This is a genomic window from Nostoc sp. 106C, from assembly GCF_002154725.1.
Taxonomy (GTDB): domain Bacteria; phylum Cyanobacteriota; class Cyanobacteriia; order Cyanobacteriales; family Nostocaceae; genus Aulosira.
The window spans coordinates 1-25,421 of the sequence record NZ_MTAW01000046.1 but is presented as its reverse complement, the minus strand read 5'-3'; the positions used below and the strand labels follow the sequence as shown (position 1 = coordinate 25,421).

General features: G+C 42.8%; 13 protein-coding genes. 11 read left to right on the top strand and 2 right to left on the bottom strand.

Annotated elements, in window-relative coordinates:
* Positions 1-2: 2 nt before the first annotated feature.
* Positions 3-1,550 (top strand): mercuric reductase, encoded by a 1,548-nt coding sequence (locus BV375_RS03290; protein WP_086757231.1) that lies wholly within the window; start codon positions 3-5, stop codon positions 1,548-1,550.
* A 360-nt stretch (positions 1,551-1,910) separates the two neighbouring features.
* Here the strand turns inward: BV375_RS03290 and BV375_RS03285 are convergent, their stop codons facing one another.
* Positions 1,911-2,315 (bottom strand): hypothetical protein, encoded by a 405-nt coding sequence (locus tag BV375_RS03285; protein WP_086757229.1) that lies wholly within the window; start codon positions 2,313-2,315, stop codon positions 1,911-1,913.
* Positions 2,316-2,615: 300 nt separating this feature from the next.
* Here BV375_RS03285 and ppsA point away from each other — a divergent pair, with 300 nt between their 5' ends.
* From ppsA to BV375_RS03235, 10 genes are all read left to right on the top strand, one after another.
* Positions 2,616-5,102, top strand: coding sequence for a phosphoenolpyruvate synthase (gene ppsA, locus BV375_RS03280; RefSeq protein ID WP_086757227.1), 2,487 nt, complete (start codon positions 2,616-2,618; stop codon positions 5,100-5,102).
* A 253-nt stretch (positions 5,103-5,355) separates the two neighbouring features.
* On the top strand, positions 5,356-10,017 hold the full coding sequence (locus BV375_RS03275) for an ATP-binding protein (protein ID WP_339376870.1): 4,662 nt from the start codon (positions 5,356-5,358) through the stop codon (positions 10,015-10,017).
* A gap of 209 nt (positions 10,018-10,226) precedes the next feature.
* On the top strand, positions 10,227-11,693 hold the full coding sequence (locus BV375_RS03270; protein WP_086757225.1) for a phospholipid carrier-dependent glycosyltransferase: 1,467 nt from the start codon (positions 10,227-10,229) through the stop codon (positions 11,691-11,693).
* A gap of 201 nt (positions 11,694-11,894) precedes the next feature.
* On the top strand, positions 11,895-12,155 hold the full coding sequence (locus BV375_RS03265; RefSeq protein WP_086757223.1) for a hypothetical protein: 261 nt from the start codon (positions 11,895-11,897) through the stop codon (positions 12,153-12,155).
* Positions 12,156-12,802: 647 nt separating this feature from the next.
* The gene (locus BV375_RS03260; RefSeq protein ID WP_086757221.1) at positions 12,803-15,106 is read left to right on the top strand and encodes an ATP-binding protein; all 2,304 of its coding nucleotides are present in this window, start codon (positions 12,803-12,805) and stop codon (positions 15,104-15,106) included.
* Positions 15,054-15,500 carry a response regulator gene (locus BV375_RS03255; protein WP_086757219.1) on the top strand — a complete coding sequence of 149 codons (447 nt, stop codon included), beginning with the start codon at positions 15,054-15,056 and terminating at the stop codon, positions 15,498-15,500. Before BV375_RS03260 ends, BV375_RS03255 begins: the two co-directional genes overlap by 53 nt.
* A gap of 204 nt (positions 15,501-15,704) precedes the next feature.
* Positions 15,705-16,877, top strand: coding sequence for a hybrid sensor histidine kinase/response regulator (locus tag BV375_RS03250; RefSeq protein WP_086757263.1), 1,173 nt, complete (start codon positions 15,705-15,707; stop codon positions 16,875-16,877).
* Between the two features lie 523 nt (positions 16,878-17,400).
* Positions 17,401-21,174, top strand: coding sequence for a PAS domain-containing protein (locus BV375_RS03245; protein WP_086757217.1), 3,774 nt, complete (start codon positions 17,401-17,403; stop codon positions 21,172-21,174).
* A gap of 1 nt (position 21,175) precedes the next feature.
* Positions 21,176-22,327, top strand: coding sequence for an ATP-binding protein (locus tag BV375_RS03240; protein WP_086757215.1), 1,152 nt, complete (start codon positions 21,176-21,178; stop codon positions 22,325-22,327).
* A gap of 747 nt (positions 22,328-23,074) precedes the next feature.
* On the top strand, positions 23,075-24,757 hold the full coding sequence (locus tag BV375_RS03235) for an iron uptake porin (protein ID WP_086757213.1): 1,683 nt from the start codon (positions 23,075-23,077) through the stop codon (positions 24,755-24,757).
* Between the two features lie 119 nt (positions 24,758-24,876).
* Here BV375_RS03235 and BV375_RS03230 read toward each other — a convergent pair.
* On the bottom strand, positions 24,877-25,421 hold a 545-nt coding region (locus BV375_RS03230; protein WP_143841972.1), incomplete at its 5' end, for a DUF4114 domain-containing protein.

The following is a 25,421-nucleotide window of genomic DNA, read 5'->3' as shown; positions in this document are numbered from 1 at the left end:
CAATGTCCAGTTTAGAATTCGAGAGAGTCGCAGTTCGCCCAATGGATGAGTATAACCAGGCTTTGGTCTCTCAGGTGCATCCACCAGATTGGATAAATCCAGAACCTGCGAATGTTTACGACTTGGTAGTGATTGGCGGGGGGACAGCGGGATTAGTGGTGGCTGCGGGTGCGGCGGGTTTGGGTTTGGGTTTAAAAGTGGCTTTGATAGAAAAGCATCTCATGGGTGGAGATTGCTTAAATGTGGGTTGCGTTCCATCTAAAACTATCATTCGCTCTGCGCGTGTGGTAGGCGAACTGTGGGATGGTAAGGAATTGGGAATTAATATTCCCAAACTTATTGATGTTGATTTTTCCGCAGTGATGGCAAGAATGCGCCGTATCAGAGCTGGTATCAGTCCTCATGACTCGGCTGAACGCTTTCAAAAGTTGGGAGTCGATGTATTCTTAGGTAGCGGTCGGTTTGCAAGTAAAAATACCGTGGAAGTTGGCGACCAAACCCTGCGTTTTAAAAAAGCCGTAATTGCTACTGGCGCTAGAGCTGCGCAACCTGCGATTCCCGGAATTGAAAAAGCTGGTTATCTTACCAATGAGTCGGTTTTTTCTTTAATTCAACGACCGGAACATTTAGCAGTGATTGGTGGTGGCCCTATCGGTTGTGAATTAGCACAGGCTTTCCGCCGCTTGGGTTGTGAAGTGGTACTTTTCCATCGCAGTTCTCACATTCTCAATAAAGAAGATGCGGAAGCTGCCGAAATTCTGCAAAAAGTTTTGGTTAAAGAAGGAATTCGCTTAGTACTAAATTCCAAATTAGAAGAGGTAGTAACTGTCACCGAAGGTAAGCGGCTTTACTTCTCCTCTAACGGTCATCGAGATTCTGTGACTGTAGATGAAATTTTAGTAGGTACGGGACGCGCTCCTAATGTAGAAGGACTCAATTTAGAAGTAGTTGGGGTAGAGTACGATAAGCAGCACGGTGTCAAGGTGAACGATTACCTGCAAACGACCAATCCCAAGATTTATGCAGCTGGTGATATCTGCATGAACTGGAAGTTTACCCACGCCGCTGATGCAGCCGCACGCATTGTTATTAAAAATACGCTGTTTTCTCCCTTTGGTTTAGGACGTTCCAAACTCAGCAGTTTAGTTATGCCTTGGGTTACTTATACTGACCCAGAAATTGCTCAAGTAGGAATGTCTGAACAGCAAGCCAAGGAGAAAGGCTTGGATGTGGAAACAATTAAAATTCCTTTTAGTAGTGTAGACCGAGCGATCGCAGATGGTGAAGAATCAGGATTTCTCAAAATTCACCACAAAAAAGGCTCTGATGAAATTCTCGGTGCTACCATTGTTGCTCGTCATGCAGGTGAGATGATCTCGGAAGTGACTACGGCAATTGTGGGTAAGTTAGGTTTGAATAAGTTAAGCGGTGTCATTCATCCCTATCCCACTCAGGCTGAAGCTATTAAGAAAGCAGCAGATGCTTATCGTCGCACACTGCTCACAGAGAATACCAAACGCCTCTTGGGTTTTCTCACAAAGTTATCTTAAGCTTGACTTTGTAATTATTGCAGAAAGTCCAAAACGGAATTTCACCGTTCGCCTGAGCGAGAATAGACCTGCTTTGAAAATAAAACCACAGATAAACACAGATGAACACCGATATTTATCTATGTTTATCTGTGGTTCCTTTTTTGCTGATTCGCATTCTCAGCGATTCTCGTTAGCCAAAATGTTAACGAATTGTCACGCATCTTTAAACTTGCGATCGCAGACTGGGATTAACTCAATACAGTTCAGATAAGCCTGTTTTTTCTCTCTCTGTTCCCCGTTCCCTGTTCCCTGTTCCCTTGCCTTCACAGAAGAATTTTCTTAACTGAACCGTATTGGGGATTAACTACTCAAAATTTTTTACTTATTGGGTTGAGCAATTCGCGCTTCAATATCCTCGAAGGTTTGGAGTAACAAACGTTTTGCTTGTAATTGCCAACCCCATTTTTGCAGTCTAAAAGCTGCTACAGAACCAGCTATAGCTGCTAATAATCCTATGGGTTGATTTAAAGAAATTCCTAATAATAAACCTAATCCAGCGATTCCCCAAAATGGTAAAGCTACTACTTGTCTTTGTTCTTCCACAATTCGGGCAATTTCATTGGGTTGCATGGTAGCTAATAATGCTGCTTTGATTTCTCGTTGCTCGACTAACGAAACCGATAAACCAATTTTCCGGCGCAGTTTTTCAATTTTGCGAGCATCAGTACTGTACTCAGTTAGCTCGTCTTCTGCCATTTTCAGTAGTTGTTCTAATTGCGCCATCTTATATTGTATCCATAATTCTGAATATTGTTATTATCCCGAATTATTGTTAATTTTTCTTGACTATATTTCGGCATTTTGTAGCACAATTCCAAATTTACTATTTAAAATTGAACATAAGCAAAATATACTAGCACGCCACAGCGGAATTAAAAACTCTATTCCAGGGAAGAGAATCCACAAACGCTTATTTTTATCCTTGATCCCTGTAGCTTAACCCTTGATTATTATTTGATTTCGCCCAGCAGTACTAGCGATTTCGTACTTATAACTAAAGTATTTATTTGTGAGGTAATACTGATGGTAACAGTAGCTAAAAATACTTTGTCTGTTGATACCAAAGAGCGATCGCTGATCCTTTGGTTTGATGAGGTGGGTATTGCGGATATTCCCTCAGTAGGGGGGAAAAATGCATCACTAGGGGAAATGATTCAACAGTTGACACCCAAAGGCGTTAACGTTCCGACTGGGTTTGCTACTACTGCTTATGCTTATCGTTATTTTATTGAGTCTGCTGGGTTAGAAACAAAGCTAAGGGAACTATTTTCTGACCTAGATGTTGAGGATGTAAAAAATTTACAGGAACGAGGAAAAAAAGCGCGATCGCTACTGATGCATACACCATTTCCCGCGGAACTGCGCCAGGCGATCGCTACAGCATATACAAGTTTATGTGAGCCATACCATGCAGATACAGATGTCGCCGTCCGTTCTAGCGCCACTGCGGAAGACCTCCCTGATGCTAGTTTTGCTGGACAGCAGGAAACTTACCTCAACGTTGTGGGTGTTGCAGGAGTTTTAGGCGCTTGTCATAAATGTTTTGCTTCATTATTTACCGATCGCGCCATTTCGTATCGTCATACTAAGGGATTTGACCACTTTAGTATTGCCCTAGCTGTGGGTGTGCAAAAAATGGTGCGTTCTGATTTGGCATCTTCTGGGGTAATGTTCTCAATTGAAACGGAAACTGGTTTTAAGGATGCGGCATTAATTTCTGCTGCTTACGGTTTAGGCGAAAATGTCGTTCAGGGAACGGTTAACCCAGATGAATACTATGTTTTTAAACCGACTTTAAAAGCAGGTTTTAGCCCTATTGTCGATAAAAAATTGGGCAGCAAAGAATTAAAAATGGTTTATGATGACGGCTCAAAATTTACCAAAAATATTCTAGTTCCTACCGAAGAAAGAGCTAAATTTGTCCTAACCGATGACGAGATTTTACAACTAGCGCGTTGGGCTTGTGTAATTGAAGATCATTATTCTCAAGTTCACGGTCATTACACTCCAATGGACATTGAATGGGCAAAAGATGGGATTACCAATCAACTGTTTGTTGTCCAAGCACGTCCAGAAACAGTCCAGTCGCAGAAACGGGGAAATGTGCTGCGGAGTTATCGCCTCTTAGGGAAAGCAGAGGAGCAGGGGAGCAGAGGAGCAGAGGAGAAAAGAGTTTCAAATTCCCCCCAGCCTCTTGTGACAGGCCGCGCGATTGGTGAAGCGATTAGTCAAGGGAAAGTACGCCTAATTTTAGATGTGAGTAAAATCGACCAGTTTCAGCCAGGGGAAGTTTTGGTAACAGATAGAACTGACCCTGACTGGGAACCGATTATGAAACGGGCCAGTGCAATTATTACTAACTCTGGGGGTCGCACCTGCCACGCAGCGATTATTGCGCGAGAATTAGGTGTACCTGCGATCGTTGGTTGTGGCAATGCTACGGCAGTCTTAAAAACTGGTCAAGAGGTGACGATTTCTTGTGCGGAAGGAGAAGAAGGACGAGTTTATCCAGGTTTATTACCTTTTGAAGTCCAAGAAGTTCATCTAGAAAACTTACCCCGCACCCGCACGCAAATTTTAATGAATGTGGGTAATCCCCAAGAAGCATTTAGTTTATCTGCTATTCCTAATGATGGGGTGGGTTTAGCGCGTACAGAATTTATTATCGCCAACCAAATCCAAATTCATCCAATGGCGTTAATTCACTATGACAATTTAAAAGATGAATTTGTCAAAGCTAAAATTGCAGAAATTACCGCACTATATGAAGATAAAACCCAGTATTTTGTAGATAGATTAGCTCAAGGGATCGGTAGAATTGCTGCGGCATTTTATCCCAAACCAGTGGTTGTGCGGATGTCGGATTTTAAAAGTAATGAATATGCCAATCTTTTAGGTGGTCAACAGTTTGAACCCCATGAAGAAAACCCGATGCTGGGCTGGCGAGGGGCAGCACGCTACTACGATCCAGGTTATAGAGAAGCTTTTGCTTTGGAATGTTATGCCATCAAACGGGTACGCGAAGAAATGGGTTTAACTAATGTCATCCCGATGATTCCCTTTTGTCGCACTCCTGATGAAGGGCGTCTAGTATTAGCAGAAATGGCCAAGAATGGTTTACATCAGGGTGTGAATAACTTGCAAGTGTATGTCATGTGCGAGTTGCCCAACAATGTAATTATGGCTGAAGAGTTTGCTGAGGTTTTTGATGGATTTTCTATTGGTTCTAACGATCTAACTCAGCTAACACTAGGCTTAGATAGAGATTCAGCATTGGTGGCGCGATTATTTGATGAACGCAGTCAAGGTGTAAAACGCATGGTCAAAATGGCAATCCAAGCTGCAAAACAAAACAATCGCAAAATTGGGATTTGCGGGCAAGCACCTAGCGATTATCCAGAATTTGCCCAATTCTTGGTAGAACAGGGAATTGATTCTATTAGTTTGAATCCTGATTCAGTTCTAAAAACAATGTTAAATGTAGCAAAAGTTGAGAATCAACAGGCTTAAATTCATTCTTTCTGGAGATATATAGACATGGAAAGTAAGTTTACCTAACAATCATTATGGATATGATTGATTTGGCATTTTGAATTATCTATAGGGGTTGACTTCCCCCAGAATTAATTTCTGGGAGAATCGACGGGCAACCCCTCCCCTCTACCAATGAAGCAAATTCGCACACTCAAGCACCCGTATTCGTTTCCTCCTGCCTCTAAAGGTGAGGTTTTATGAAATACTTTTCAGAAGCGGAGTAAAGATTGTGGTTACTGAGCAAAAATTGACGAGATGTGAAGAAATTGTGGCAGGCGGAGGTGAGATGGGGGCGCTCATGCGAGACTCCTTCGGAGACGCTTCGCGAACGCATGATTGGTCAACTACCGCAGTTGGTGCTGCCGATACTTGGCCGCAAAGCTTGAAAACTGCGGTTCGCATTATGTTAGGGTCGCGCTACCCCATGTTTGTTTGGTGGGGAGAGTCGATGACCAATTTTTATAACGATGCTTACATTCCGGTTTTGGGTCAACGCCATCCCCAAGCACTAGGTCAGCCAGCTTCCCAGGTATGGGCGGAGATTTGGGACACCCTAGGACCACAAGCTGAAGCCGTACTGCAAAAAGGGCATTCTTCGTGGAATGAGGAATTGCTCTTAGTTATGCAGCGGAATGGCTATCCAGAAGAAACCTACTTTACCTTTTCCTACAGCCCCATTCCCCAAGACGATGGAAGTGTGGGTGGGGTCTTCTGCGCCTGTACCGAGGAAACTCGTCGCGTTTTGGGCGATCGCCGTCTGCACACTTTACGAGAACTTGCAGCTAATACCGCCGAGGCAAAAACCGTCGAAGATGCTTGTGAACTTTCCGCCCAGACGTTAGCTAATAACCCCTACGATGTGCCGTTTGCGCTGCTGTATTTGCTGGATGATACCGGGCGGGCGCGACTAGTTAGCGCCACCAGATTAGCCCCAGGAACCCCAGCCAGTCCTGAAGAAATTGAGATGGAATCGGAAATAGGCGATCGCTGGTCACTTTCTGCCGTCCTTAAAGAAGGCAAAAGTCAGTTAGTACATGAAGTGAAATCAAAGTTTGGGGATTTACCGGGTGGTGCTTGGCCAGAGTCACCAAACTGCGCTTTTGTCTTACCCCTCACCACTCCCGGACAGGCGCGACTCAGCGGATTTTTGATTGCAGGTATTAGTCCGCGCCGCCAGTTCGACGATGATTATCAAGGCTTCTGGGATTTAGTAGCCGGACAGATTACCACTGCGATCGCCAATGCTCGCGCTTACGAAGCAGAACGGCTACGGGCAGAAGCACTCGCAGAACTCGATCGCGCCAAAACTCAGTTTTTCAGTAACGTCTCCCACGAATTCCGCACGCCATTAACGTTGATGTTGGGGCCAACGGAAGATGCCTTATCTGATACTGCACATCCATTACCTACTGTGCAACGCGAACGAATTGAAATTGTGCAGCGCAATGCCCTGCGGTTACTGAAATTAGTCAACACCTTGCTCGATTTTTCCCGCATTGAAGCCGGACGCATTCAGGCAGCCTATGAGCCAACAGATTTAGCCACGTTTACGGCTGAACTTGCCAGTGTGTTTCGCTCCACAATAGAACAGGCTGGAATCCAACTGATTGTTGATTGCCCACCTTTACCAGAAGCGATTTATGTCGATCGCGAAATGTGGGAAAAAATTGTCTTTAATCTTCTATCAAATGCCTTTAAATTTACATTCTCCGGTACAATTACAGTTCGATTAGAGTATGTTCAAAATTACGTTGATTTAATTGTTGAAGATACAGGCATTGGCATTCCAAAAGAGGAAATAACCCATTTATTTAAGCGATTTCATCGAGTAAAAGGTGCCGAAGGACGCAGTTTTGAAGGCTCAGGTATTGGCTTATCCCTCGTGCAGGAATTTGTGGAACTTCATGGTGGCACGGTTAGCGTTACCAGTGCTTTAGGAGCGGGCAGTTGCTTTATCGTCGCCATTCCCACGGGAGCTAGTCATTTACCAAGGGAATCACTACGTGCCAGTCGCACCTTAGCAGCAATTACTTTAAGTTCAATTCCTGATGTGGAAGCAGCCCAACTTTGGCTATCGATAGAGGAAGCAGGGGGGCAAGGGAGCAGGGGAGCAGAAGAGAGAAGAGGTTCAAATTCCCCTCTGCTCAAAACATCTCGCATTCTCTTGGCTGATGATAATGCAGATATGCGTGAATATGTCAAGCGATTGTTGAGTTCTCACTATACAGTTGAGACGGTCGCAAATGGCAAGGCGGCGTCAAATGCAGTTCAGGAGCATCCACCAGACTTGGTATTAACAGATGTGATGATGCCAGGAATTGATGGCTTTGAATTTCTGCGATCGCTACGTAGCGATCCCAAAACTCAAGAGATCCCCATTATTTTGTTATCGGCACGAGCTGGAGAAGAATCGCGGATTGAAGGACTGGCGGTTGGGGCGGATGATTATATAGTTAAGCCGTTTTCGGCACGAGAATTACTGGCGCGTGTAGAAAACAATCTGAAATTATCTCAACTGCGGCAAGCGGCAAAAAAGCAAGAACAAGCCTTAAGGATGAAAGCAGAAGCGGCGTTACACGATCGCCAGCAGGCAGAAGCAGCATTGCGTCAGAGCCAAGAACTATTTCAGCAAATGGCAGACACAATTGAAAGCGTCTTCTGGTTATCCGATCCGCAAGCGCAACAGATGCTTTATGTCAGCCCTGCCTACGCGAAAATTTGGGGACGTTCCTGTGAGAGCTTGTATGCTGATAAAAGTAGTTGGATGGAAACAATTCACCCCGAAGATAGAGAACAGGTGCAGATGGCTGGCGCACAATGTCTGGCCAAAGGCAATCATACGGAAGAATATCGCATCTTGCGTCCTGATGGTGCGATTCGGTGGATACGCGATCGCGGTTTTTTAGTTCGAGATCGGGATGGACAACCATATCGAATTGCTGGAGTTGCCGAAGATATTAGCGATCGCAAGCAAATTGAAGCCGCCCAACACGAGAGTGAACGACGGTTGCGGCGATTGGTGGAATCAAATTTATTTGGTGTCGTTTTTGGCGATTGCTTTGGTGGATTACACTACGCCAATGACTATCTCTTAAACCTGGTAGGCTACTCTTTAGCAGAAATGCAGTCTGGGCAAGTGCAATGGAGCCAACTCACCCCACCAGAATTTGCGGATTTAGATGCCAAAGCAGTCGAACAATTGAGTAGCCAAGGAAGTTGTGCGCCTTACGAGAAAGTATATCTCCACAAAAGTGGGCGGCGAATTCCGATTTTAATTGCTGCGGCATTGCTTCAAGAACCTTACAATCAGTCTCAAGAAGTTATTGCCTTTATTCTGGATCTAACCGAACTCACACAAGTTACAGAAGAACGCGATCGCTTTTTCAACTTGTCCACAGATATGATGGCGATCGGTAATCTCAACGGTTATTTCACACAGGTGAATCCCGCTTGGGAAAAAACCCTTGGTTGGACGGAAACAGAATTGACCGCAAAGCCATACATTGAGTTTGTCCATCCTGATGACCAAGCTGCAACAATAGTTGAAGCACAAAAACTGGCACAGGGAATCGAAATGATCGGGTTTGAAAACCGCTACCTAACAAAATCTGGATCTTATCGCTGGATTGCGTGGAATGGTATTGCTTTCCCCGAACAGAACGTGATTTATGCAGTCGCTCGCGATATCACCCATCGCAAACAAGCCGAGCAAGATCGAGAAGAATTACTTGTACGCGAACGAGCCGCCCGTGAAGAAGCCGAACGGGCAAGTCGAGTCAAAGATGAGTTCCTTGCCGTTCTGTCCCACGAATTGCGCTCTCCTCTCAATCCGATTCTTGGCTGGTCGAGGTTGTTGCAAAATGGTAACCTTAACGCTACACAAACGGCCAAGGCTTTCGCCACCATCGAACGCAACGCTAAGTTACAAGTACAACTGATTGAAGATTTACTTGATGTTTCGCGAATTCTCCAGGGCAAACTGGTATTAAATGCCACGCCCCTAGATTTGGGTAGGATAATTTACTCGGCGCTGGAGACTGTGCAATTAGCTGCTGAAGCCAAGTCTTTAGAAATATACACAAATATTAGCCCAATGGTCAGTGCGATCGGGGATGCTACTCGATTGCAGCAAGTAGTTTGGAATATTTTATCCAACGCTGTAAAATTTACTCCACCAGGGGGAAAAATTGAAGTTCACTTAACATCTGTTGGTAGCAACGCTCAAATTCAAGTCAAAGACACAGGTAAAGGCATTCGTCCAGAATTTCTAGCCTATGTATTTGACCATTTCCAGCAAGAAGACGGCTCCACAACCAGGCAATTTGGTGGTTTGGGATTGGGGCTAGCGATTGTGCGTCAGATCGTGGAATTGCATGGCGGTACTGTGGGGGTGGAAAGTCTTGGGGAAGGACAGGGTGCAACTTTTACAGTGCAAATTCCTCTATTCTTGGATATTATTCCTCAAGCTGCTTTACCACCATCATCAAATCACCCATCGTTAAATCTCAGCGGCATTCACATTTTAGTTGTAGATGACGAACCAGATTCCCGCGACTTTCTTACCTTTGTGTTGACACAACAACAGGCAACAGTTACAGCTGTGCCATCGGGAGTGGCGGCGCTCAACGCTTTTAACCAAAGAGTTCCCGACCTATTAATTAGTGATATCGGTATGCCTGAGATGGATGGCTATATGCTAATACAAAATATTCGAGCATCACCACAAGGTAAATCTATTCCAGCCATAGCCTTAACTGCTTATGCTGGAGAAATTAATCAGCAAAAAGCGATCGCAGCAGGTTTTCAAAGACATATAGTCAAACCAGTTGATCCCGATGCAGTGGTGGCGATGGTTGTTGAATTAGTTCGGCAACAACAAATGATTAATTAACCGCCGATAACGCCGATAAGAACTAGATATAGCGGTTCCCAGTCTGCTAAGGTACGAATTTATCTGTGTTCATCTGTGTTCATCTGTGGTTAATTACTTCTTTCTGTACCTCACTGGCTTGGTAAACGCTATATATAAGATGATTAATGACCAATGACAAATAACCAAATACCAATGACTAATGACCAATGATCAATGACTAATGACTAATGATTAAAAATTGGTTCCGAATAGGGATGGCGGCTATATTCCTCTTCTCGCTCGCCTTGCGTTTTTGGGGACTTGATCGATTCAATACCCTAGTATTTGATGAAGTTTACTTTGCCAAATTTGGGAATAACTATCTTACCCATACTCCATTTTTCAATGCTCATCCGCCATTGAGTCAATATATTATTGGTATTGGTATTTGGCTTGGCAGCCATTTTAGTTTTGGGCAAGAATCAATCAATGGACTAGTAGGTTCTTTACTATCTCCTTGGAGTTATCGTTGGGCAAATGCTTTTACTGGCTCATTTATTCCTTTAGTTGTTGCTGCTATTGCCTATCAAATTAGTCATCGTCGTAGCTTTGCTTTACTTGCAGGATTTTTTACAGCCTGTGATGGTTTATTCCTCGTTGAGTCCCGCTATGCTCTCAGCAATATTTATATTGTAATTTTTGGTTTATTAGGGCAGTGGTTTTTATTTTTAGCATTAGATAACCAAAATCAACGGCGTTCTTTATGGTTAGTTGCTGCTGGTATTGGTTTTGGTGCATCAGTTGGCACTAAATGGAATGGTTTATGGTTTCTGTTAGGTACTTATTTAATTTGGATTACAGCTTGGCTAGTTCATTGGTTACATTCTTATCTTAGTCCTAGCAAAGATGCGACATTCCAGGAACCACGAATAGCTAAAGTTGAGACACCGCTACAAAAGTTGACTCAGCTAAATATTTTCCAGATGGTGTTTTATTTAGGAATTATCCCAGCTTTAATCTACAGCCTGATTTGGATTCCTCACCTGCAACTAGATACAAGATACGGTTTTATAGAAGTACACCAACAAATTTTGCAGTTTCATCTGCATATGGGTGGTAATAGTCCCACAGTTCATCCTTACTGTGCTCCTTGGTACAAATGGCCTTTGATGACTCGACCAATGGCCTATTATTATCAAACAGCTCATAGTTTCACCGATCCCTTACCAGTACTGGGCCCTAATTTACCTGCTGCTGATGGACAAGTAATTTATGATGTCCATGCAATGGGTAATCCTTTTCTGTGGTGGTCTGGTATGGCTGCTATGTTGTTATTAGTAGGAATGCTACTGTCAAAATTGGTGATTCCTATAATTAAGCATAAGCGTTTGTCTGTACCTGCAAATCTTTCTGTCGATACTTGGGTTGCCTTGTATATAGTGTTAAACTATGCCGCTAATTTATTGCCCTGGGTAAAAGTAACTAGGTGCGTTTTTATTTACCACTATATATGTGCTGTAGTGTTTGTATTTATAGCGATCGCTTGGTTTGTAGATCAATGTCTTCGCAGTTATTATCGGGAACTACGAGCATTCGGTGTTACTATTGCTTTTCTGATTTTGGCAGCTTTTATCTTCTGGATGCCGATTTATTTGGGCTTACCTCTGACATCTAACGGCTATAAACTCCGGATGTTGTTTAATTCTTGGATTTGAACGCAGAAATATAAAAATTAAAGGAGTATTCAGAATAGAGAATTAATTGCTGTGGACAGAATTCAATTCTTTTTTCTGGAGACTGATAAGCTAACCCGCCTTTAAGTTGCAGAATCCTTAGCCTCAGAAAGACGCGGCGACGCGGAGAAAGGGAGACGCGGAGATGCAATTTTAATGATTATTAGCTTACCAATTTGAAAAATGATTGCGACAGATGGATTCGCAGAAGCTATATACAGAAAGCAATTCACAATCCGTCTTGGAAAGTTTGCTCAAGTCGGGGAACCCTTTCGGCAATTGCTCATGGGGGAAACCCCCAAGACCGCATTGCCTCACCACGCAACGCCAGTTGCTACAACGGAGGAAACCTCCCTCCGAGTTCACCAGTCCCCTACGGCGGGAAACCCGCCGTCAGGGCTGGATTCACCGCAACGCACTGGCTCAACTTTTCGCAAAATCTAAAATCTAAAATGGTATTAGCCATTAACTCTTTCAGCATCCAATCATGATAGGACTAGATAAATTCTTTTTTGTAAAAAATTATGTATTCTATAAATAACTCTGGCAATTATCTGTTAAACATTTAACCTTAACGCACTCAGCAGTTATAATGCTGGCTATCGCTACATTCTTTCCTTTTAAATATTTTTTGAATTGCTAACTGCAAGTTTCATTTAACACAACTACACATTTGGTAGTTGATTTAATCACGTGTTTTTCATATTTCTTATCCCTACATAAGTTTTTTGACTGTTAAACTGTGAATTGCAGACAAGGGAGACACTGCGTGATGCTACTGAAATTTAAAAGTATTAGCATAAAAATAATCAAGCTAGCGCAGTGAATTAGGGAATTAAATATATAGTAAAAAATGATATATAGTAGGTGATTATCAAGTTCTTTCGCATTCGCATTGTTGATTTCCCGCCTCTGGCAATCGGGACATTTTGAACGATATATTACTCAAGAAAATGATTCCAGCCTAGGCATTCATCTCGCTATCTGCAACTAAATTTTAAACATCTAAAGTAGTATGCAAACTTCAATAAGTGTTAATCACTTATTGATACATTACTTTTGATGCTCCCGTCCAATAGAGGAGAATCTTAATGGCGACAGAATTAGAAGTACAAGGTATTAATGTTAGTAGCTTGAAAGAAGCACCGATTCATATTTCTAGTCGAGTTCAGTCTCATGGCGTCCTTTTGGTATTGGAGGAGCCTGAGCTAAAAATCATCCAAGTTAGTAATAATACATGGAATGTTTTCGGAATCTTGCCTGAAAATGTATTGCAAAGAAAACTAGAAGATTTACTCGATCCTTTCCAAATAGAAAGAATTAAAGCCGGAATATTAGAAGGAAATCTCGATTATATTAATCCGACTAAAGTCTGGGTGAGAAAAAAAGGTGATGATTACGTAGTATTCGATGCCATTTTTCATCGCAATCCCGAAGGTATTTTAATTTTAGAATTAGAACCAGCTATTTCTCAAGAAAGCATCCCATTTTTAAGTTTTTATCATCTAGCTAGAGCCTCTATTAATCAGCTAGAAAAAACAACTAATCTCCGCGATTTCTGTCAAATAATTGTCCAGGAAGTCCGAAAAGTAACTGGATTTGACAGAGTAATGCTATATAAATTTGATGAAGATGGACATGGCTCTGTCATTGCTGAAGAAAAGTTGGACAGCATGGAACCTTACTTGGGCTTACACTACCCAGAGTCAGATATTCCTAAACCAGCAAGAAAATTATTCGCTTCCAATTTCATCAGATTAATACCAGATTCATATTCTGAGCCTGTACAAATTATTCCAGTGAATAATCCGACAAGCCAGCGTCCAATTGATTTAACTAATTCAATTTTGCGAACTGCTGCTGCTTGCCATTTAGAGTACTTGCACAATATGGGTGTAGGTGCTTCTTTGACTATTTCTTTGATTAAAGATGGCAAACTCTGGGGTTTAATTGCTTGTCACCACCAGACGCCTAAATATGTTTCCTATGAATTGCGTAAAGCCTGCGAATTTTTGGGAAGAGTGATATTTACAGAAATCTCAGCTAGAGAAGAAACAGAAGATTACGATTACCGGATGAATTTGGCATATATTCAGTCAGTATTGATGGAATATATGTCTCAAGAGGAGAATTTTATCGATGGTTTAGTTAAACACCAGCCGAATCTCCTAGATTTAACCAGTGCTCAAGGCGCAGCTGTATGTTTTGGGGACAATTGCACAGTTATTGGCGAGACTCCCAAAGAAGAAGACTTGAATTTTTTAGTCCAATGGCTCAAGAATAATGTCGATGAAGAAGTATTCTATACAGATTCTCTACCGCGCATTTATCCTGATGCTGAAAGATTTAAAAATGTCGCCAGCGGTTTGTTAGCAATTCCCATTTCCAAGCGCAATTATGTATTGTGGTTTCGACCAGAAGTCATTCAAACAGTAAATTGGGGAGGTAATCCCAATGAATCGTTTGAAGTTAACCAATCACAAGGAAATTTGCGCCTTGTTCCCCGAAAATCATTTGAACTGTGGAAAGAAACAGTTCGTTTAACTTCTTTACCTTGGCAATTTGTAGAAATCAAAGCAGCCTTAGAACTGCGTAAAGCCATCATCAATATTGTCTTGCGTCAAGCCGATGAACTGGCCCAGTTAGCGCAAGACTTAGAACGTTCTAATGCTGAACTGAAAAAGTTTGCCTATGTAGCTTCTCATGATTTACAAGAACCGTTAAATCAAGTGGCAAACTATGTGCAGCTATTAGAGATGCGCTACGAAGAAGAACTCGACGAAGACGCAAAGGAATTTATTAACTTTGCTGTTGAGGGAGTTAGTCTGATGCAAACGCTGATTGATGACGTACTAGCATACTCTAAAGTAGATATGCAAGTGATCGCCTTTAGGCTAACTGAGGTAGAAACGCCTTTAAATCGCAGCCTCAGCAATTTGCGTGGACGCATTCATGAAACTGAGGCAGTGATTACCCACGATCCCTTACCTACTGTGATGGCTGATAGTACACAATTAATGCAGCTATTTCAAAACCTGATTGCCAACGCCATCAAATTCCGCAGTGACAAACCGCCACAAATTCACATTGGAGCAGAAAGATTAGAGGATGAGTGGTTGTTTTCCGTACGGGATAACGGTATTGGCCTCGATCCACGATTTAGCGAGCGCATTTTCGTCATCTTTCAGCGTCTACACACAAGAGAAGAGTATCCCGGTACTGGCATGGGCCTGGCAATCTGTAAGAAAATTATTGAATGTCATCGGGGACGAATCTGGGTAGAGTCACAGCTAGATGAGGGTGCAACCTTCTACTTTACGATTCCAGTTGGAGGCCGCGAGCGTGAGCGTAGAAACGGAAGAAAAACACAAAACGATCTTTTTGGTCGAGGATAATAAAGCCGATATCCGCCTAATCCAAGAAGCGCTTAAAAAGAGCACAGTACCACACCAAGTGGTAACAGTTAGGGATGGCATGGACGCTATGGCTTATTTGCGCCAAGAAGGTGAATATGCCGATGCTCCACGCCCTGACTTGATTCTCTTGGATTTAAACCTACCTAAGAAGGATGGTCGTGAGGTGCTAGCGGAAATTAAAACCGATCCCACACTGAAACGCATTCCGGTAGTTGTGCTCACAACCTCCAGAAACGAAGATGATATTTTCCACAGTTACGATTTACATGTGAATTGCTATATCACTAAATCTCGTAACCTTAGCCAGCTCTTTCAAATCGTCAAAGGTATTGAAGAGTTTTGGCTCTCTACTGCCACATTGCCATCGGAGTAAGAGCAGGGGATGAAGGGAGTGTGGGGAGTGTGGGGAGAAATGGGACAAGGAGAGAAGTCTGAGCGGAGGCTTCCTCCGGACACCGAAGGGGTTGCCGCAGGCATCAGAACTTCGGAGGGACAAGGAAGAAATAACTAATAACTCTTGACTCAGTACTCAGCACTCAGCACTCTTTCTAGATAGAGGAGGTAGAACCAGGAAATGATGGCTACAGGCTCAGTAAAAATCTTGTTGATTGAGGACAACCTAGCAGAAGCGAGATTGTTACAAGAGTTTCTGAAGCAAGCCCAATCCAAAGACTTTAGTGTGGTTCATGTTCAGCGCTTGCAGAATGCGCTCCAGGAATTAACTAAGGACAGGGTATTGTGCTCCTATGATGTCATTTTGTTGGATCTTACCCTACCTGATAGCGAAGGATTGTCATCCTTGCCAACACTGATTGATTATGCCCCTAGGCTACCGATTGTTGTCCTCACAAATACCAATGACGAAGCCCTAGCAATTGAAGCAGTGCGGCAAGGGGCACAAGATTATTTAGTCAAGCGACAGGTAAATGTCGAGGTGTTGGTTCGCTCTATACATTATGCGATCGAGCGCAAACAAGTTTTGGAATCATTAAGGGTAACTAATAAAACATTAGAAAACCGGGTTGAAGAACGCACAGCCGAACTGGTAAAAGCTCAAGAGATTAACCAGTTTAAATCCGAATTTGTATCAATGATCTCTCATGACATCCGCAATCCCTTAAATACGATCCTGCTAGCTGCTGGATTGCTACAAAATAGCGATGAAAAATTAACGAAAGAGAAGAAAAGTTCTCACTTTCAAATTATTCGCTCGGCAATCAAAAACATGGCGCAGCTATTGGATGAGGTTTCGTTAATCGGTCAAGCGGATTCAGGTAAACTTCAGTGTGAACTCGTCTCCCTCGATTTACAAATTTTCTGCCGTCAACTAATTGAAGAAGCTCAAATAACTGCCAAGGACAAGCATCTCAAGCTTGAGTTTACAAGTATCGGAGAATTTAGAGATGCAGTCTGGGATGAGAGCCTTCTGCGGCATATTTTGGGAAATTTGCTGACTAATGCGATTAAGTATTCCCTACCAGGCGGTACAGTAAACTTTGAACTAATGGGTCAAAAGAATGCGATCGCTTTCCGAATTCAAGATTGGGGGATTGGCATTCCCGAACCAGACCAAAAACGATTATTTCAGCCTTTCCAACGTGCAGAAAATGTCGGTTCTATTCCTGGTACAGGCTTAGGTTTAGCAATTGTCAAAAAGTGTGTTGATGCACATGGAGGCGAGATTTTACTCGATAGCAAAGTTGGCATAGGTACAACCTTTACTGTCATACTGCCGTTGCTGAAACTGTAATCTACTTAGTAAAAGTTTACTTTTGAGAGTGTAGGCGATCGCTCGTAAGCTCGGTTTTTCAAAACTACAATGTATTTCATATACAAGCTTCAGATTTTCCAGTTTTGGCACAGTCTGGCTATTAAAACATCATTTACAGGACTTAGGTAAGCAAAATTTGTTATTGCGACCGAGATTGCCACGCTCCGCTCACAACAGGCTCCGTGTAGGGAAGCAATCGCAGAGTTTGAGGCGATTACATCGCTACCCTAGCCTAGCCTGTGGCAACGGCTACCCCGAACGGCAACCCCTTCGGGGAACGGGAACGCTTTCAGCTTTAAGCGAAGCTATGCCGTTCGCGCAGCGTCTCCGCATTTCTTCTGCCTCCTGCCCTCTGCCTTTCTGGAGAAACAAGGCTAAAACTCTCTTCTGTTCTGCCTAATTCTAAGGGCAAATATTGACTTCGACCTATTTACCCAATGTGCCTTAAATTGGATGTAGTATCAGCATTCAAATATATCTTTTTTAAAGCTATTGGAACCTCATGAGCCGAGAGCAGTTGTTGCAACGAATTCTGCTAATCGATGGTAATCCAGTTGATCGTGCTCTCATTGTCCAAGCACTGACTCAGAACTTACCAGGGCTTCACATTGAGGAAATTGTTAATGCTGATAAGTTAGCGCAGGCGATTGCAGCCCGTAACTTTGATTTGGTAATCACCGATTATAAGTTACCGTGGACAACCACACTGGATCTTTTGCGAACTCTCAAAGCGCAGATCGGCGATTGTCCTGCGATCGTGTTCACAAATTCAGGTAGCGAGGAAGTTGCCGTTGCAGCTATGAAAGCGGGATTCGATGATTATGTCATCAAGTCGCCCGAAAATATGACTCAATTAGTTCAAGCAGTTAATAGTGTCTGGCAGAAAGCCCAAAACCGTTGTCAAGCAGATCAAATACAAAGAAGCGAACGCCGCTTATCTACTTTGATTAGTAATCTATCTGGTTATGTGTACAGAGTTACTAATGACCCTGACTATACCCCGGAATTTATCAGTGAGGGAGTATTTAGCATTACAGGCTATCGACAAGAAGAGTATCTCATTGAACGCACGATTTCTTGTGGACAGGAAATTCATCCCGACGACCGAGATCCGGTCTGGAAAAAGGTTCAGAGAGCAGTGGAACTCCAGCAATCCTATGAGTGTGAGTATCGTATTATTACGAAATCAGGAATCCAGAAATGGGTTTGGGAACGAGGAAGGGGCATATTTTCAGACAGTGGCGAACTCCTCTGTTTAGAGGGCTTCGTCACAGATATTTCTGCTCGTAAAGCCATCGAAACTGCTCTGCAAGAGTCGCAACAACTTTACCAAACCCTGGTAGAAAATTCTCCTGATATTATCGAGCGCTTTGATACTCAACTGCGACATCTTTATACTAGTCCAGCCCTAACAGAACTCACAGGAATTCCGGCAGAAGTGTTTTTGGGCAAAACCTGTCGTGAATTAGGATTGCCAGAGGCTATGGTCAACACCTGGGAAGCTGCTGCCCAAGCACTACTGACAACGGGTCAAAAACAGATCATTGAATTTGAAACTCTGACACTTAACGGAACACGTTCCTTTGAAATGGCGATCGCACCTGAACTGACTCGTGAAAACCTGATTAAGTCGATACTGTGTATTTCGCGCGATGTTACCGATCGCAAAGCAGCCGAAATTGCCTTACAGCGTCAGGCAAAGCAAGAGCAAACTCTAAATCGGGTAGTTCAAAGCATTCGCAGTTCCCTGGATTTATCGACGATCTTCTCCACAGCAATGGCTGAACTCACCGAATTATTGGGAGTTCATCGAACTTCTATCGTGCAGTATTTCCCAGAACGCCAATGCTGGCAGACTCTAGCATCTGATTGCAAGGATGCATCGCTAACCGATATAACAGGTTTAGAAATTCCCGATGAGGGCAATCCCTTCGCTGCACAGCTAAAGCAACTCCAAGTGGTGCGCATAGATGGCATGGATAGCATTAACGATCCAATTAACCAAAAAATTGCCCAGATTCGTCCTCCTGCTTGGTTGTTAACACCTATCGTCGTAAACGATACAATTTGGGGTAGCTTATCGCTGTCAAAGCCTGTTGAAGAAGCTCCTTGGAAAGAGGACGAGGTAGAACTTGCTCATAAAGTAGCAGATCAGTTAGCGATCGCTATTCAGCAAGCACAACTCTATCAACAGGTGCAACAAGAACTGAGCGAACGTCAGCGTGCCGAAGCTGCATTGCAAGAACTTAACCAGCAATTAGAACAGCGAGTTCAGGAACGTACTGCCCAACTTAAGATGGCACTCTCTGCTGCCAAGATGGGAACTTGGAACTTGAATCTACAGACGAAGATCGTCCAGTGGTCGCCTGAAGAATATGAGCTATTTGGCTTTCAAAGCGATGCTCAAGGACGTGTTCTCGATCAAAACAAAGAAGTAGTGAGTCCTTACCCAACCTTCGAGTTGTTCTTGAGTTGCGTTCATCCTGACGATCGCGAATATGTTGTGCAACAAACACGGCAAGTGATCGAGCAAGGTTCTTCTTATGAAGTAGAGTATAGGCAAATACGAAGAGATGCCAGTATTCATTGGGTATACGCACGAGGTGCTTGTGTGCTGGACAAGCAGGGACAACCTGTGAGGTTAACAGGAATTGCAATGGATATCACCAATCGCAAACAGGCAGAAGCCGCTTTACGACGCAGCGAAAGGTGGTTGCAGAATTTTAGCAAGATTTCCGCAGTGGTCTACACGATGGTTCAGGAAGCCAATGGCTACAGTTGGTTTGAATACATCAGTCCAGCTTGTAAATCAATCATCGAGGTAACAGCAGAGCAAGCAATGCAAGATGCTGCCTCTATACTCAAGCTAATTCATCCTGAGGATTTGCCTACTCGCGCTGCCATAATGACCCGTTGCATCCAGAACCTAGAACCTTTTTTCATGGAATATCGCATGTTTACGCCCTCTGGCAAACTCAAATGGGTGCAAATCAATTCTCAAGTTGAACCACGAGAGAACGGAGCTTTTGCTTGGCATGGAGTTTTGCTAGACGTGAGTGCTCGCAAACAAGCAGAAGCAGCTCTACGCCAGCAAGCAAGACTTGAGCAGGTGCTCCGGCTCGTTACCCAGGAAATTCGTCAGTCTCTAGATTTAGATGCTATCCTCACAACTGCCGTAACTGAAATTAGGCAAACATTGCAAGCCGATCGGGTTGCTGTGTATCGCTTTAATTCCGATTGGAGTGGCAGTTTTATCGTGGAGTCAGTCGCTCCAGGTTGGGTCAAACTGGTTAAACCCGACTTTCAAAAAGTTTGGGAAGATACTCATTTGCAAGCAACTCAAGGAGGACGCTACAAAAATCATGAAACCTTTGCCGTTAGCGATATTTACACCGTTGGACACCAGCATTGTCATATTGCGCTTCTAGAACAGTTTCAAGCCAGAGCCTATGCGATCGCTCCTATTTTCTCTGGAGATCATCTTTGGGGCTTGTTAGCAGTCTACCAAAATGCAGCTCCTCGCCATTGGCAGTCTTGGGAGATGGAACTGTTGCAGCAGATATCAAACCAATTGGCGATCGCTATTCAGCAGTCTGAACTCTACAAGCAACTGCAAATTGAACTGCACGAACGTCGGCAAATTGAAGAACAAATCCGAGCATCTCTCAAAGAAAAAGAAGTTTTATTGCGCGAGGTTTATCACAGAGTCAAGAACAACATGCAAATGGTTTCTAGCTTGTTAAGTCTGCAAGCCAGCAGCATTGACGACCCTGCCGTATTGAAGTTACTTAGCGAAAGCCAGCGTCGGGTCAAAACGATGGCACTCGTTCACGAACGGCTCTATCGTTCTGAAAACCTTGCCCGCATTAACTTTGCAAGCTATGTTCAACACCTTGTCAATGATTTAGTTCGTTCCTATACCTGTAATAAATCATTTATCCGTGTTTTCCTAGAAGTAGCAGATCTGGAATTAGATCTAGATACAGCTGTTCCTTGCGGCTTAATCATCAATGAGCTAATTTCTAATGCCTTGAAGTATGCTTTTCCCAACCAACAAGGCGAAATTATCTTGCAATTCTGGCTGGATGATCCTGAATATTATTGTCTGGTTGTCAAAGATAATGGAATTGGAATACCTGCTCATATCGATCCTCAGTATACAACTTCACTGGGAATGCAACTTATACACGGGTTAACAGAACAACTTGGAGGTACGCTGCAACTAGATAGGCAAAGAGGCACTCAGTTCAAGATTCTCTTGCGAAAAAGGTTGTAATATGGCGCAACATTCTTCTAGCCCTACTATCTTAATTGTCGAGGATGAGTGGGTGATTGCTCTAGATATCAAACAACATCTGAACAAGTTAGGCTACAGCGTGTCTGGGACAGCTAATTCTGCCGAAAAAGCTTTAGAGCTTGTTGCCGCAACCAAACCCGATCTGGTGTTGATGGATATTTACCTGCAAGGCGACAAAAGCGGGATTGAAGCAGCAGACCAAATTCATCAACAGTTTCATCTACCTGTTGTGTTTTTGACTGCCCATGCTGATGAGGCAACATTAAAGCAGGCGATCGCTACGCATCCTTATGGCTATATCGTTAAACCTTTTGAGGAACAGGATCTGATAATTGCTATCCAAGTAGCCTTGGCTAACCATCTAGCCGAGCAAGCCGTACGGCAAGCACTGGAGAAAGAAAAACAGCTTAACGAACTCAAATCTCAATTCGTCTCCATTGTTTCCCATGAATTTCGCAATCCGTTAAGTTCTCTACTTGTAACACTGGAACTCTTTGAACAGCCGGATTCACTAACTCCTCAAAAGCGACTGGCTCATATTCAACGGGGTAAAGCAGCTATCAAGCACATGGCGCAACTAATTACAGATGTTTTAGTTTTGGGTCAAGTAGAACAAGAGCAGTTTCAATGTCAACCAACACTCATCAATATTTACCAGTTCTGCTTCAGCCTGGTAGAAGATCTGCAATCCCGTTCTCAAAATAGAGATAGATTGGTTTTGACCGTTTCGGGATGCGAAGAAACAGCACATCTTTTTTATGAGCTTGATCCCAAATTATTGCAACATATCCTGACCAACTTACTGGAGAATGCCATGAAATACTCTCCAGAAGGTAGTAAAGTGAAATTCGAGTTACGGTGTGAGTTAGATTATGTTCAATTCCATATTCAAGACCAAGGAATTGGGTTAACAAATCAAGATTTGGCAAAACTATTTACACCCTTTCATCGAGGAATCAATGTCAGCAACATTCCTGGCACGGGATTAGGGTTATCCATTGTCAAAAAGTGTGTGGATGCTCATCAAGGAAAGATTACCGTTGAAAGTAAAGTCGGCATTGGCACATCGTTTACAGTTACAATCTCTTCCCACCTTGTTTTAGATCTTTGTAGTACCCGTTCAGGGGGGTAGAAGTGCGATCGCTTCCTAATCACTACTGTTTTGGTGTGATAGCTCATCAAATACTTAAAATCAGCGATCGCTAGGATAGAATTCCCAAGCACTATTAAAGCAACCTGTCTACCAACAAGATTTGCTCAGTTCCTGATCTTGTAATAGTTTCATTGAGTCCCGAGAACCAACCAGCTAAACATCAAAGGATTCTGCTGCTTCACCTGTTCCCTTTTCCCTAACTCTACTTTGTAAGTTCAAGAATCAAATCGGATTCCTATAAGTGTTATTTTAATTTTTCATATATTTATTTGGTTTTTTAATTTTTTGTAATTTTTGTTACAGAAATATTCTTTTGATAAGTTTGCATGAAAATCATGAATTTTGCGCATGAAAATTGTAAATATTCTGCATATAAAAAATGAATTTATGATAATAAAGACAAATACTATACAACAGAAAGATATTTGTTCTGCATTAAGTAGTAAGCAAAAAGCCCTCAACTTCGTGACTTTGAATGAAAACAACTATTAACATCCCTTCACCAAAGTTGTATTTGGGTAAATTATGTTGTGACTAGGGATAAATAGGACTAAATAAGAGCTTTCCCTATTAATTTTTTTGTGATAGCTTCATAAACCACTACTTGACTTTATACCGCTAAACAATGTAATCTATTTAACTTTAAAGGTGTGCAGAGACTACCCGATTTATTTGTTGTTTGCAACTATTAACTCCGGGTATTTCTTTGAGGAGAAAACGGAAAATATGTCTCGTATATTTTGGACAAATCTGGCGCTATTTCCAGTTGTTTTGGGTGCAAATGTGTTGCTTTCAGCCAATGTCATGGCTGCTGAAAAGTTAGATAATTCTGAAAGCAAAGCATCAAAAATGGCTAGTGCTGCTGCCATTGCAACAGACCAACCAAAAGTTAATCAGCAGTTAATTGCCCAAATCAAGCCTGATGACAATAAAGTTTTAGAAACTGAAGCTGATAATCAAAGCTCAATGTCTCAGGTTACGTCAGTTTCTCAGTTCTCTGACGTACAGCCAACCGATTGGGCATTTCAAGCATTGCAGTCTCTAGTTGAGCGATATGGTTGTATCGCTGGCTATCCCAACGGTACTTATCGTGGGAACCGTGCTTTAACCCGTTATGAATTTGCCGCAGGTTTGAATGCTTGTTTAGATAGAGTTAATGAACTGATTGCTACAGCAACTGCTGACTTGGTGACAAAACAAGATTTAGCCACCCTCCAGCGTTTGCAAGAAGAATTCTCCGCAGAACTAGCAACATTACGCGGTCGAGTAGATTCTCTAGAAGCGCGTACTGCTGAACTAGAAGCACATCAATTTTCTACTACAACCAAGTTGGTTGGTGAGGCAATTTTTGCTGTTACCGATAACTTTGGCAGCAACGACAACAACAACACTGTCTTCCAAAACAGGGTACGTTTAGACTTACAAACTAGCTTCACAGGTAAAGATACATTGCACACTAGGCTTGCTACTGGTAATGCAATTGGATTGACTTTGCCAAATGGCACAGCTGAAAGTACTCAAAGCTTTAACATCACCCCTAGTACCAATAACAGTGTTTTCATCGACTGGTTGTCATACTACTTTCCAATTGGCAACTCCCAAGTATACATAGCAGCTAGTGGTGGTATTCACAGCGATTACGTTCCTACCGTCAACCCATACTTTGAAGATTTTGATGGTGGTAATGGTGCTTTGTCTACCTTTGCTTCTGAAAGCCCAATTTACCGGATTGGTGGTGGTGCAGGCGCAGGCGTTAACTTAGTATTTGGTAGTGCTAACAGTACTTTCAAACCTTCAGTAACCTTGGGTTACTTGGCCTCCCAAGCGAACAGCCCAGCAGTAAATGCAGGTTTATTTGAAGGTAACTATGCAGCTTTAGCCCAATTAAACCTGAACGTTGGCGATCGCCTGACCTTAGCTGCTACCTATGTCCACGGATATCATGGTGCAAATAGTGCTTTATTTGATTTTGGCTCCTATAGCACTCCTGTAGTTGGTACTTCCCAAGCCAACTTTGTCGGTGGTGGGAATCCATATGAAAGTAACTCCTACGGTTTTGAGGCAGCTTTCAAACCTAGCGATAAACTCTCGATTAGTGGCTTTGTACTTTACAGCGATATTACCGATTTAGTAGCCAATAATAATGGTGAAGTTTGGAGTTACGGAGTTGGGGTAGCTTTGCCAGATTTAGGTAAAAAAGGTAACCTTTTAGGAATTTTTGCAGGTGCCCAACCCTACTTAGGTAGTGTAGGTGGCGATCGCCCTTACCATATTGAAGGCTTCTACAAGTATCGGGTCACTGACAACATTTCTATTACTCCTGGTGTGATTTGGTTAACCAATCCTGGGCAAGCTGTTAATAGCGATAATGCCGTTATTGGGACATTGAGAACTACTTTCACCTTCTAAAATAAAGGGCGGGAAAACCCCGCCCCTAAATTTCAACTTGGTATAACTGCTGCCAAAGGATGTCTTCTCTTGTCAAAAACGCTGTATGAACACGAAAAATCTCACAACTTAAATAAGATTCAAGTATCCACAGTCAATTTGACTTGAACAATTAAATCGTTATAATCCCAATCGCTGCCAATTCCTGCTTGATCCTCAAAGCCAAAGCAGTTATTGCCTAGTAGCCGAACATGATTGTTTTTGTCAGAATTTGCGCCTAAGAATGGACTGAAAACTGCTAAGTCATTAGAATTACTACTTAAAATTGCTTCTACAGTGCTATTAGCAATAACAAAAGGTGCAAAAAGCCAACCTGATTCAAAACTGCCAGTGAAAGTAGCTTTACCTTGGTTATTCACCTTCAAATCAATACCCTCAACACGAGAGCGAAGCATGGCTTTAATGTAGCCTGCATCCCCAGGACGGAAATCAATTTTTCCGTCGCCATCGCTATCAATACCTCCATTCTCATCATTTACTTGAAAGAAGCCAACTAAGTTGTCGTAAGCAGCTTCTCTGTTAATGACAAACTCCGCTTTAACCTTAGTTTTGACTTGCCGTAAATCGATAAGTTCACCTTGATGCTTTCCTTGAAGGCCTATACCTAGAGGTACTTTTTCATTGG